The organism is Croceicoccus sediminis, from assembly GCF_007570835.1.
GTDB classification, from domain to species: domain Bacteria; phylum Pseudomonadota; class Alphaproteobacteria; order Sphingomonadales; family Sphingomonadaceae; genus Croceicoccus; species Croceicoccus sediminis.
In genome coordinates this window covers 294,851-307,574 of the sequence record NZ_SUNC01000001.1, presented here as the reverse complement: position 1 = coordinate 307,574, position 12,724 = coordinate 294,851, and the positions used below count along the sequence as shown (strand labels likewise).

Genomic DNA, 12,724 nt, shown 5'->3' with positions numbered 1-12,724 from the left:
CGAGGCCCGGTTCAAAAAAAGCTGACCCGGACAAGGCCTGCTGTGCCTTGCCCGGGTCATGCGCCTGCCGCGTCCTTGCGGATGCGTCCGGCGTTTTGGGAAAGCCCTTGCACCGCAAGGGGGGGATGGGTGCAAGGGGCTTTCCGGCTGGATCGCTAAGGCTTAATCACCAAACGGTACGCGCAAGGTCAGGCCGTAAGTCGTCGGCGGCGCGAAGAACGACGTCGTGCCGAGGATGCCGAGGTTGAGGGTATAGGCGCGATATTCCTTGTCGAAGATATTGCGCACCCAGGCCTGAAGCGAAGCGCCGCTGTCGTCGTGGGTATAAGTGATCGACGCATTGGTCACGTTGTACGCTTTCTGAAGCGACGAGCGGCCGTTGGTCACTTCCAGGTACTGGTCGTCATACCACACCCCGTCGACCTGCAGCGCGGTGTTGCCGTCTGCGATGTCGAAATTGTACCGCAGCAGGTAGTTGAAGCTGAAGCGCGGGGCGTTGGGGAACTCTGCATCCGTGATGAAATTGTCCGGATAGTCGCAGAAGAAGAACCCGCCCTGGTTGCTGCAATATTCCGCATCGGGCGCACCGGGGAAAAATTCCGGACCGAACTGTTCGCCCGGACCGCGTACCTCATCGACGCTGGACGTCTGCCAGGTCGCACCCAGAACCGCGTCGAAGCTGCGCGACGGCGACCAGAAAGCTTCGAGTTCCGCGCCGGTCGACTTCGCGTCGCTGTTGGTGACGAACGGCACGCCGCCGGTCAGTGCGAAGGCCTGATAGTCGTCGTAGATATAGTGGAACAGCGTGCCGTTGAGGCGCAGTGCGCCGTTGCCCAGCGTACTCTTGAAGCCGGCCTCGAAGCTGTTCAGCGTTTCGGGGCCATGCTGGAAGTCGAGCGGATCGACATCGGTGCCAAGCGACCAGTTCCCACCCTTGATGCCCCGGTTCCACGAGGTGAACAGGAGGAGATCGGGGTTCGCTTCGTAGCTCAGCGCGACGCGTGCCGCCCAGTCGCCATAGTCGATGTCGTTGACGCCGGGATTGATCGTCTCGAACGCGTCACTTGCCGCGATCGTGACATCGGGCGCGACTTGCGGATCGGTCAGGACAGCAAGGTAATCGATCGACTTGTTGTCCTGCGACCAGCGGGCACCGGTCGTCAGGGTGAGCCGGTCGGTCAGCAGGAAATCGACCTGGCCGAAGACCGACCAGTTCTCCGAATCGATCTTGTAGGTCTGCGCCACCGCGGGATCCACGGCGCTGCCGTTGAATTCGATGGCGGAGCCCAGGACCGGCGCGCCGCGAGTGATGATCGAGCCGTCGGAGCTGAAGTCGAGATAATAGACGCCCGCCTGCCACTTCAGGGCATCGGTTTCGCCGCTGAGCCGCAGTTCCTGCGAGAACTGCTCGTGCTTGTTGAAGGTGTCGAAGTTGATGACCACGACCGGAATCGCGTCGCCATCTTCGCCATAGGCCTTGTCCAGCGTGGTGTAGTTGGTGATCGAGGTCAGCGTAAGGTCGGAGCCGATGTCCCATTCGAGGTCGGCCTGGTAGATGTCGACGCTGCGATCGAGGTAGCCACGGCGTTCGCCGAAATGTTCGAACGGAGAGGCCGGTTCGCCGGTGATACCGTTGATCACACCGCCCTGCCCGTTGCCCAGACCCGCAGTGTCGACCGAGCAATAGCCGTTGGCGAGGAAATCGCAGTTGTCGAAGACGTAACCGCCGGTGTCGACGTTGTTGTCCTCTGCATGCTTGTACCAGAGGTTCACGACCGCATCATCGCCCACGTCGACCTGCATCGTGACGCGGCCGGCCCAGCCGTCCTTGCCGCCCAGATCCTGGCCGCTGCCTTCAAGCACGCCCGGAATGGCATCGCGCGATTTGACGTAGCCATCGGCCTTCTGGAAACGACCGGCCGCGCGGATGCGCACGCCTTCGGTCAACCCGCCGCCAACGGCGGCCTCGACCGAGAGATCGTTGAAGCGGGCATAGCTCGCTTCGGCATAGCCGTTCCAGGAATCCTCGTCCGCCGTCCGCGAAACGTAATGGATAAGACCACCCGTCGCGTTGCGGCCGAACAGGGTGCCTTGCGGACCGCGCAGCACTTCGACGCGGGCGATGTCGTAGATCTGCCCGCTAACGCCATTGATCGAGGCCATGTAGGCATTGTCGAAATAGACCGCGACGGGCGCTTCGAGGTTGTCGGTGAAGTTGTTCTGCGAAACACCGCGAAGCGAGAAAATGGTGAGATTGGGCGACCACTGGTTCACACGCAGCGCCGGGATCTGTTCTGTGATGCCGGTCGTGTCGGTCACGCCCAAAGCGGTCAACTGGTCGCCGGAATAGGCGGAGATCGAGATGGGAACGTCCTGTACGTTCTCTTCCCGCTTGCTGGCGGTGACGACGATCGTACCGAGAACCCCGGACTGTTCCGCATCGGGCTGCTGCGCCGTGCCGGCTTCCTGAGCGACGGCAGGCGTTGCCATGATCGTGCCGATCGCCAGCGCCAAAACCGATGCCTTAATCCCTGTATCCCTCATTTTTCTTGCCTCCTGGTTGCCCCGACTGGCCGTGCAGAACGGCTCTCGAATGTAATTGCAGACCCGGTCTCGTTACGCTTGGCGGATGCGGCCATCCCCAAAGGGGCAATGGCGTGCGTTCAGGCGCACTGCGTGATGACTTGCGACAGGCGTTCCAGCCCTTCGTCCAGTATCTCTTCGGGCATCGACAGCGCCGGCAGGAAACGCAGCACATTACCGCGAATGCCACATGACAGCAGCAACAGCCCGTTGTCCGCGCCGCGCTGCACGATTTCGCGCGTCAATTCAGGGTTGGGCCGATTCGGATCGCCGTCGTGGACGAGCTCGATCGCCACCATGGCACCGGGGCCGCGAATGTCGCCGATGGACGCGATGCCGCCTTGCTGCAGCGACCGCATCCTGTCCTTGATTCGCCCGCCGATCGTATTTGCGCGCCCGCACAGATCGTCACTCTCGATGATCTTGAGCACTTCCAGCCCCGCGACACAGCCCAGCGGCGACCCGCCATAGGTTCCGCCAAGGCCGCCCGGCCCCGGCGCATCCATCAGGTCGGCACGCCCGATCACCCCCGATATCGGAAATCCGCCGGCCATCGCCTTGGCCACCGTCATCAGGTCGGGGCGAACACCGGTTGCCTTTTGCACCCAGTCCATCGCGAACATCTCACCAGTCCGGGCGAAGCCCGACTGGACCTCATCGGCGATCAGCAGGATGCCGTAGGTGTCGCAGACCTTCCGCAGCATCCGGAAGAATTCGTAGGACGCAGTGTAGAAACCGCCCTCGCCCAGCACTGGCTCCAGCACGATGGCGGCGACCTGGCTCGGCTCGATGGCGCTGGCGAACACCGCGTTCAGTCCGTCGAGCGCGGCCTGTTCGTCAAAGCCATGGTAAGCGATCGGGAACCGCGTGTGGAACACGTCGGTCGGCATCGGGCCGAAGCTGGCCTTGTACGGCACGACCTTGCCGGTCATCGCCAGTGTCAGCAGGGTACGGCCGTGATAGCCGCCCTGGAAGGTGATGATCCCGCGCCGCCCCGTGGCCGCCCGCGCGATCTTCACCGCGTTTTCCAGCGCCTCTGCGCCCGTGGTGAAGAAGATCGACTTCGCATCGCCATCGATGGGCGCAACGGCATTGAGCTGTTCGGCAAGCGCGACGTAGCTTTCGTAGGGCGTCACCTGGAACGAACAGTGCGAGAACCGGTCGATCTGCGCCTTGACGGCGTCGGTGATGCGCGGATCGCCATGCCCGGTGTTGCACACCGCGATCCCGGTGGCGAAATCGATGTAGCGATTGCCTTCGGCGTCGAACGCCTCTGCATTCGCGCCGCGTTCGAAAAAGCGCGGGTGCATCGATGCGACGCCGCGCGGCACGGCCGCTTCGCGTCGCGCCCAGAGTTCGCGATTGGTCGTCATGCCGAAAGGCCTCCCATAAGACAGTATTTGAGTTCGAGATATTCATCGAGGCCATGCCTCGACCCTTCGCGGCCAAGCCCGGACTGCTTGATGCCGCCGAACGGCGCGACCTCGGTGGAAAGAAGGCCGTCGTTGGCGGCGACCATCCCGTATTCGAGCGCTTCGGTGACGCGCCACACTCGGCCCAGGTCGCGGGCGTAGAAATAGGCGGCAAGGCCATAGGGCGTGTCGTTGGCGATGCGGATCGCCTCGGCCTCGTCACGGAAACGGATGACCGGCGCGACCGGGCCGAAGATTTCCTGGCGGACGATGTCTATATCCGGCGCGACATCGACAAGGACGGTCGGCTCGAAGAAATTTTCTCCCAGATCCGATCGATGCCCGCCCGTCATGACCCGCGCGCCGCGCGCCACGGCCGCATCCAGAAGCGAGGCGACCTTTTCTCGACCGGCAGCGTTTATAAGCGGCCCGATCTGCGAACCTTCCTGCGCGCCGGGCGCGACTTTCAGGGCGGCCACACGCTCGGTCAGCTTCGCGACGAAAGCGTCATGGATGCCGTCTTGGACGAGGAACCTGTTGGCGCAGACGCAGGTCTGGCCTGCATTGCGGTATTTGGACGCCATGGCACCTTCGACCGCGGCATCGATGTCAGCATCATCGAACACGATGAAAGGGGCATTGCCGCCCAGTTCCAGGCTTAACCGCGTGATGTTCTGACCGGACTGCGCCATCAGAATCTGGCCCACTCTCGTCGATCCGGTGAAGCTGAGCTTGCGGATCAAGGGATCGCTGCAGAACAGCTCGCCGATGGCCGAAGGCTCACTGGCGGGCACCACGCGGAACAGCGCCTCGGGCACGCCGGCCTCACGCGCCAGCAGTTCGAGCGCCAGCGCCGAAAGCGGTGTCGCCTCGGCGGGTTTGAGCACGATTGCGCACCCAGCAGCCAGGGCCGGGCCCACTTTGCGGGTGATCATCGCGACGGGAAAGTTCCACGGCGTGATCGCGGCACAGGTGCCGACCGGCTGCTTGATGGTCAGAACCCGCTTGCCGTCGGCAAAGGTCGGAATCGTCTCGCCATAAGCGCGCTTGGCTTCTTCGGCGAACCATTCGATGAAAGCCGCGCCATAGGCCACTTCGCCGCGCGCTTCGGCAATCGGCTTGCCGCATTCGGCGGTGATGATCCGGGCCAGCTGCTCCTGCCGATCCATGATAAGGTCGAACCACGCGCGCAGGACACGGGCCCGCTCCTTGGCGGTTCGGGCAGCCCATGCGCCACGGGCCACATCGGCATCGCGGATGATCCCGGCGACTTCGTCAACGCCGTAAGTCCGCACCGTGGCAATCGTTTTGCCCGTGGCGGGATCGCGGACCGGCAAGTCCCCCCGCTCGTCGGAAATACGGTCAATCAGTTCGTGCATATTCGCCCCATCGGCATCGACAAGATTACTTCGTCGACCCGGATCGAGCGATGTGGGTCACGACGAGTTTCTATTGAGCCGAGTGATGCGATCGCTCTTGGCAGGAACGGTCAAAAACTTTCAAAAATGGCCACGCGCCATCGCAAAATGACAATTAAACGATGCAAAATGTCAATTATTAGGAGGACGTCTGGCATACCCAAATGGTGACGCGAGGGAACATCGCGCATTGCATAAAGGGGAAGAAACAATGTCAGGAGCCACCGTCAGTGGGTCTGCCCTGAGGGGCTGGCGTTCATACCTGATCGAAGCCGGTCACGAGTCCGCCGCCATCGCCTGTGCACAGCCCGATCCGGACGAGGTCGGCGCAGCCCGTTCCCGCATTCCCTTGCGCGAATTTGTCAGCTTCTCCGAAAACATCGTGCGCGAGACGCGCGACGTCTCGATCCCCTGGATGGTCGGCACACGCTACGATCTCGGATCGCTCGAAGACGTGGGTACAGCGATCCGCGCCTGCAGCACGGTGGGATCGGCCATCAAGCGGATGGTCGCCTTCTACGAACTTCTTCAGGACTATACCGATATCCGGATGGAGTGCGACGGCGAGTATGCCAGCGTCAGCTACCGCATCCTCGACCCCGACATCTGGCCGCGCCACCAGGACGCGATGTTCAGCCTGGGTATCGTCGCACAAATCCTGCGCAAGGGATCGGAAGAAGCCTGGGACCATACCGAGTTCTGGTTCGAGACCCCGTCTTCCGAGCTGGTCGCACCGATGAGCCGTGCCATCGACGCCCCCTGCCATTTCGAGGCCGATACCAACACCATGCGGTTCCCGGTCCGCTTTCTCGACCAGGCCATTTCATTTCCGCAGGCCAGTGCGCCGATTGACCGGCTCAATGCCTCTCTCGTGCGCAAGAACCGCGATACCCCGCTTTGCGAGCGACTGGCCCGCGTCGTTCTGCGCGATCTGGACCGGATGGCGATCGACCAGCAGAAAATCGCCCGCGAAATCGGCATGTCGAGCCGCACGATGCGGCGCAAGCTGGCCAGCGACGGGCTATCGTTTCAGCAGATCCTCGACGAATGCCGGATGCGGCAGGCGGTGTTCGAATTCCGGACCAAGCCCACATTACCGATCGCGGAAATCGCCCTGCGCCTCGGCTATTCGGAACACAGCACGTTCACCCGTGCATTCCACCGATGGTTCGACGAATCCCCCCAGGCCTTCCGCAACCGGCTGGCCACTCGCGTAAACTGATCCGAACAAAGGCAAATTCACATCATGACCCGTCTTGTCCTTCTTGAAGGAAACACCGCGGCCAAACGAGCCGGCGCGGCGAAACTCGGCGTACGCAATTCAAGCACGATCTATGCCGAGGCGATCGCAAGCCATTTTCCCGACATCGCGCTGGATATCGTCAATGGCGCTGATGAAGACTGGTCCTTTCCCGATGGACGCGGCTGGACCGATTACGATGGAGTGGTCGTCACCGGATCCGCGCTCCACGCCTATGACACCGAATTCGAAGTCACCAACCAGATCGCGATGATCGCCGATGCCGCCGATCACGGCCTGCCCATTTTCGGTTCGTGCTGGGGCCTGCAGATCGCGGTGATGGCAGCGGGCGGGCTCGTCGAATACAATCCGCGCGGCCGCGAAGTCGGCATCTGCCGCAAGATCGCGCCGACCGACGCGGGCCAGGGACACCCGATGTTCCGCCACAAGCCCGCGGTCTTCGATGCGCCCTGCATCCATTACGACGAAGTTACACGCCTGCCCGAAGGTGCGACCTTGCTGGCGTCGAATATACACAGCAAGGTTCAGGCTGCACTGGTGCCGCTTGGCAAGAGCGTGGTCTGGGCCGTCCAGTACCATCCCGAATTCGACCTTCGCCAGCTGATCCAGCTCTACACCCTCTATGCCGACGACATGGTCAAGGAAGGCTTCTTCGCCTCGCAAGAGGATCTTGCCGACTATGTCGCAAAGCTGGAAACGCTGGACGCCGACCCCGACAACCTCGCCCTGTCATGGCAGCTTGGGATAGACCGGGACATTCTCGACGATCATTGCCGCAATGGCGAGATCATCGCGTGGATCGAGGAAGAAGTGTTGAACTAATGCCATAGCGGCGTCGGCCAGCCCTCAGGCTGCCGACGCCGCTTCAATCGCTCCAGATCAGGGCTGGTCGAACCAGACGTGGACCTGGCTGGTGCCGGTGGCATTTTCGTAGTCGGACATGAGCCGACCCTTCGCCTTCCAGTCGCGACCGCCCAGGGCACCCGCCATCATCAGGTAATGCCCGAAACGCGCCTCCGGCAGGTGGCGCAGGTATTCGTCCATCGTATCGATGACTGCGGCATGGTTGCCCTCTTCCATCCAGGCGATCCGCTCAAGATCGGCTTCACGCGCTTCGGGCGTGGAGATGTGCGACGGATCCGATGCCTCGTGGTCGGGGATCTGCCGGAACGGCCAGAAACGGTGGCTCATCGACCCGCTGGCAAGGATCGCCACTCGCCGGTCGGATTCGCGGATGGCGCGGCCCAGTCCCTCGCCCACGGCAAGGAAGGTTTCCGGTTCGCCGGTATAGGCATGGCTGATCGAAATCCACTCCTCACCCTTGTTCAGGTAAGTGGCGAGGTTCACCGTTGGGTAGTGGACCGGCAGGTACGGATCCTCGATCGCGTTGGTACGCACACCCGCCTCGGTCGCACGCTCCGCAATGGCATGCGCCAGTTGCGGATTGCCTTTCAGGTCGTACGGTATCTGGCTCATCCCGCGGGGAAGTTCGTCAGACGTATACTTTCCCTCGCGCCGCTCCTGCGCGGTGACGCAGAATTCGACGATCGTGTGCCAGTGCGTGTCGAGCACGATGATCGTGTCCGGCTTCACTTCGTCCAGGACCTCGTCCCGCAGGCGATGCAGGCCGGGCACGAGGCTGATCTCCTTGCCCTCGTTCAGTTCATAGCGAACCTCCCTGGGCAGCATGATGGTTGGCGCATGGGCCACGATTCCGGCACCGACGATCTCACCCATGATTGCTTATCCTTCGCATCTGTTGAAGCCCGACTATAGATGCCCGGCCCCGCCCTATGAATAGGCGCAGGCCAGCTTGTCCGGTTCTGCCAAGTAAGCTGCACCGCCCCGGCATAACACCGCGATGGGACGCCGCGCATGACCCCTCCCCTGGTCCGGCTCATGCAAAGCAGAGACTTAATAGGCGGGAGTTATGATGTCGTATCCGTTTTCTCGATCCGACGACGCATATGTCGATCTGTCTTCGCAGGACGCCTTTAACGAAGGCGCGCCGTTCAAGACTTTCGACCGGCTGCGCGCGGAAGACCCGATGCACTGGACCGAATTCGACGGGCCCGATCGCGGCTTCTGGTCGGTAACGCGTCACGCCGACCTGCTCGACCTCAACCGCCAGGCCGATCTTCTGTCATCGGCGCGCGGCATCCGCATGGAAGACCAGACGGAAGAGGAATACGAGGCTCGCAAGACCTTCCAGGAAACCGATGCACCGCAGCACCGCGCCTTCCGCGCGCTGGTCAGCAAGGCGTTTTCAAAATCCACCGTCGCCCAGTACGAGGATCGCATCCGCGAAATCGTCACCGAACTGCTCGACGAAGCGTTCGATGCCCGCGAATTCGATGCGGTCGACAAGATCGCGCGCCGCCTGCCGATGCAGATGCTGGCGCAGATCATCGGCATTCCCGACGACGACGCGGCATGGCTGGTCGAGAAAGGCGATGCCCTGATCTCGAACGCCGATCCCGACTACACCGACTTCGTCATCGACAAGGTGGATACCGACGAATACCGGATGCTGCCTTTCCGGTCGCCCGCTGCGGTCGAGCTGTTCGATTACGCCAACGACCTGCTGAAGCGGATGGAGGCGGGTGAGCAGATCGGCGTGCTCAACACCGTGCTCGAACCCACGAGCCACGGCACGAGCATGAGCCACGACGAATTCCGCAATTTCTTCTGCCTGCTCGTCGCGGCCGGGAATGACACCACCCGCTATTCGATCGCGGCGACGATCCATTCGCTGGCCAATTGCGAATATCTCCTGCCCGCATTGCAGAACGGTGCGCATTCCGGCTGGGAAGCGATGGCGGACGAGATGATCCGCTGGGCATCCCCCACATCGCATTTCCGCCGCACCGCGACCCGCGATTTCGAATATCACGGCAAACAGGTTGCCGCAGGGGACAAGGTCGTTCTCTGGTTCCTGTCGGGCAACCGCGACGGCGAGGCGATCGAAGACCCTTACAAGATCCGGCTAGACCGTCCGCGAAACCCGCACCTCTCGTTCGGCCAAGGCGGTCCGCACATCTGCCTCGGCATGTGGCTGGCAAAGCTGGAAGTCAGGATCGTGCTGGAGGAAATGGCGCGCCGACTGGCAAAGATCGAGCAGACGGCCGAACACAGCTATCTGCGCTCCAACTTCATCCACGGGATCAAGAAGCTCCCGATCCGGGTGACCCCGCGATGACCGGGCGCGACGACACGTTCGCCCCGGTTTCCGGCGCCGACAAGGATGTCCGCCGCTGCCGCATCCTTTTCGCCGACCAGCTCAACCTGGCCCGCGGCAAGTATGTGCCGATGAGCGAAGCGCAAAAGGGCCACGCCCGCTTCTGCGTCGGTGCCTATGCCGTGACTTACGACAAGCAACTGGTCGCAGCGCCGGGCGGCGGCCTGCTCGACGGGCTGCCAGACATGGAACTGCGCTTCGATGCGAGTGACATGCGCAAGTCGTGGGAGCCGGGTACCGCCATCGCGCTCGGCCGCGTCTATGCCGAAGACAAGCCCTTCGCACTCTGCGGCCGGTCGGCACTGATCCGCGCGATCGAGGCGTGGCGTGAACGCGGGCTCGACCCGATGGTTGGCGTCGAACTCGAAGCCTATATCTTCGAACCCGACGGCGAAGGCGGATGGCGGCCTTATCAGTCACCCGGCGCCTTCGTTTACGGCACCGGGCCCTTCTCTGATCCCGCGGGCCTTATCGACGAAATCTGGGCAGCGGCAGAAGCCTGCGACATCCCGGTTGAATCGATCAATGCCGAATTCGATGCACCGCAATGGGAACTGACGCTCCGTTTTGCCGATGCGCTGAAAGCGGCGGACGATGCCTTCCTGTTCCGGCAGATGGCCCGCGAACTGCTGTTCAAGCGCGGCTATCTCCTGTCGTTCCTGCCCAAGCCCTTTGCTGACAAGAGCGGCAGCGGCATGCATTTCAACCTCAGCTTCCGGGACAAGGACGGCACCAATGTGCTGGCCGCCGATGTCGCCAGCGGAAACTATTCCGAAACGATGAAGGGGACGATCGCCGGCCTGCTGCACCATCACGCGGCCCTTGCCGCGATCATGGCGCCGCTGACGAATTCCTATGACCGCCTGCAACCGGCCAGCCTTTCGGGATACTGGGCGAACTGGGGCATCGACCATCGCTCGGTGACCGTGCGTATCTCGGCAGAACAGGGCCCTGCGGCGCGGATCGAGCATCGTATGGCCGATTGCGCGGCCAGCCCGTACTTCGCGATGGCCGCTATGTTGCAGGCAGCGCTGCTGGGGGTCGAGAACGGCTATGCCCTTCCCGAACCGGAAACGGCGGACGGACTGGAAAACGTCAACACCGACATACACACTCCGCACGATCTGGGATCGGCTCTCGACGCGCTTGAGGCGGATACCGCGCTGACAGAGGCACTGGGCACCGATCTCGTCGCCAACTACGTCAGCATCAAGCGGCAGGAGGTGCTCACGCTCAACGACATGAGCGATGAGCAGCGTATCGCCTACTACTTGCACTACATCTAGGATCATTCATGCGCGATCGTATCGACATCGGCGGCGTTTCCGTATCTCCCGACCATTTCATCGGCGGGAAGCGCGTATCGTCGCCGCGCACTTTCGAGACCCGTTGCCCCTTCGACTGGGACCGCAAGCTGGCGGATATCTCTTTGGGCGATGCCGACACGGCGAACCAGGCCGTCGAAGCGGCGACCAAAGCCTTCCCTGCCTGGGCAGCCCTGTGCCAGGCCGAACGGTCGGCTCACCTTCACCGGTTGGCCGACCTGATCGAGGAGCGCAAGAACGACATCGCGATGGTCGAATGCCTCGACATGGCGATGCTACTGGAAAGCCTGCAACTGCGGCTCGTGCCGCGCGGTGCGCTCAATTTCCGCAATTACGCCGACCTTGCCGCAGAGCATGAAGAGCGCGTGTGGTCCTCCAAGGGCACCGCCAACAGGGTGATCCGCATGCCCGCCGGTCCCGCGCTCATCATCACCCCGTGGAACGCGCCTTTCATGCTGTCGACATGGAAATGCGCACCCGCGCTGGCAGCTGGCAATACCGTCATCCTCAAGCCCGCAGACTGGTCGCCGCTTTCGGCATCGGTGCTGGCCGACCTGATCGCCGAATCCGGCATGCCGCCCGGCGTGTTCAACATCGTTCAGGGCGGTGCCGAGATCGGCAATGCGCTCACCAGCGATCCGCGCATCAAGCGCATCAGCTTTACCGGCTCGGTGCCCACGGCCCGGATCATCGGCCGGAACGCGGCGGAAAACATCGTGCCCTTCACCGCCGAACTGGGCGGCAAGAGCGCGCTGCTGGTCTTCGAAGACGCCGACATCGACGCCGCAGCCAAGAAGGCGGCGGGCCAGTATGACGACAGCGGCCAGGTCTGCATGGCCGGATCGCGCATCATCGTGCAGGAAAGCGTGCGCGAGAAATTCCTCGAACGCTTCCACCACTACGCCGATCAGCACGTGCTCGGCGACAGCTTCGATTCCGCGACCACGGTTTCGGCGATGATCCACCCGATCCACGTCGAACGTGTGCTGGGCTTTATCGAGCGCGCCCGCGCCGCTGGCGACACCATCGTTCGCGGTGGCAAGCGCTGGAAAGAAGGGCAGAACTGGATCGAGCCGACACTGATCGAACCGAAAAGCAACGACAGCGAAGTCGTGCAGAGCGAAATCTTCGGGCCGGTCCTCACGTTCCAGACTTTCGCTACCGAGGACGAAGGCGTGGCTCTGGCCAATTCGACCGCCTATGGCCTGTCGGGCATCATCTACACCGGTGACGCGGCACGGGCAGAACGTGTCGGGCGTCAGGTGCGGGGCGGGACTGTGTGGGTGAACACGTTCCTCGTCCGCGATCTCACCGCGCCTTTCGGCGGCATCGGTATTTCCGGGATCGGCCGGGAAGGCGGCGACTACGCGCTCGACTTCCACTCCGATCTCAAGACCCTGCAAATCCTGGAGGGCAGCGTCCGCGATTGCAGTTAACGACCCCTCTCGCTCCGCGATGACACCTGAATGCACGGGAACCGTATCGCT

General features: G+C 62.6%; 9 protein-coding genes. 5 read left to right on the top strand and 4 right to left on the bottom strand.

Annotated elements, in window-relative coordinates:
* Positions 1–162 precede the first annotated feature (162 nt).
* From FAX90_RS01250 to FAX90_RS01240, 3 genes are all read right to left on the bottom strand, one after another.
* Complete coding sequence (locus tag FAX90_RS01250) at positions 163–2,544, bottom strand: TonB-dependent receptor (protein WP_240704659.1); 2,382 nt, start codon at positions 2,542–2,544, stop codon at positions 163–165.
* A gap of 119 nt (positions 2,545–2,663) precedes the next feature.
* The gene (gabT, locus tag FAX90_RS01245) at positions 2,664–3,956 is read right to left on the bottom strand and encodes a 4-aminobutyrate--2-oxoglutarate transaminase (RefSeq protein ID WP_144094795.1); all 1,293 of its coding nucleotides are present in this window, start codon (positions 3,954–3,956) and stop codon (positions 2,664–2,666) included.
* The gene (locus tag FAX90_RS01240; protein WP_144094794.1) at positions 3,953–5,374 is read right to left on the bottom strand and encodes an NAD-dependent succinate-semialdehyde dehydrogenase; all 1,422 of its coding nucleotides are present in this window, start codon (positions 5,372–5,374) and stop codon (positions 3,953–3,955) included. The genes gabT and FAX90_RS01240 overlap by 4 nt, the downstream gene beginning before the upstream one ends.
* A 250-nt stretch (positions 5,375–5,624) precedes the next feature.
* On the opposite strand from FAX90_RS01240, the gene qhpR reads away from it, so the two are divergent.
* Positions 5,625–6,635 carry an AraC-like transcriptional regulator QhpR gene (gene qhpR / locus FAX90_RS01235; protein WP_144094792.1) on the top strand — a complete coding sequence of 337 codons (1,011 nt, stop codon included), beginning with the start codon at positions 5,625–5,627 and terminating at the stop codon, positions 6,633–6,635.
* Between the two features lie 24 nt (positions 6,636–6,659).
* Positions 6,660–7,496, top strand: a complete 837-nt coding sequence (locus FAX90_RS01230) for a type 1 glutamine amidotransferase (RefSeq protein ID WP_144094790.1) — start codon at positions 6,660–6,662, stop codon at positions 7,494–7,496.
* Between the two features lie 57 nt (positions 7,497–7,553).
* Here the strand turns inward: FAX90_RS01230 and FAX90_RS01225 are convergent, their stop codons facing one another.
* Entirely contained in the window at positions 7,554–8,411 is an 858-nt protein-coding gene (locus FAX90_RS01225; RefSeq protein WP_144094787.1) for a 3,4-dihydroxyphenylacetate 2,3-dioxygenase, read from the bottom strand.
* Positions 8,412–8,607: 196 nt separating this feature from the next.
* Here FAX90_RS01225 and FAX90_RS01220 point away from each other — a divergent pair, with 196 nt between their 5' ends.
* From FAX90_RS01220 to FAX90_RS01210, 3 genes are read left to right on the top strand one after another with little or no spacing between them, the layout of a single operon-like run.
* A complete protein-coding gene (locus FAX90_RS01220) occupies positions 8,608–9,873 on the top strand; it encodes a cytochrome P450 (RefSeq protein WP_144094785.1) in 1,266 nt (421 codons plus the stop codon).
* Positions 9,870–11,198: a type I glutamate--ammonia ligase gene (locus FAX90_RS01215; RefSeq protein WP_144094783.1), complete on the top strand. Its 1,329-nt coding sequence runs from the start codon at positions 9,870–9,872 to the stop codon at positions 11,196–11,198. The genes FAX90_RS01220 and FAX90_RS01215 overlap by 4 nt, the downstream gene beginning before the upstream one ends.
* Positions 11,199–11,206: 8 nt before the next feature.
* On the top strand, positions 11,207–12,673 hold the full coding sequence (locus FAX90_RS01210) for an aldehyde dehydrogenase (protein WP_144094781.1): 1,467 nt from the start codon (positions 11,207–11,209) through the stop codon (positions 12,671–12,673).
* Positions 12,674–12,724: the final 51 nt, after the last annotated feature.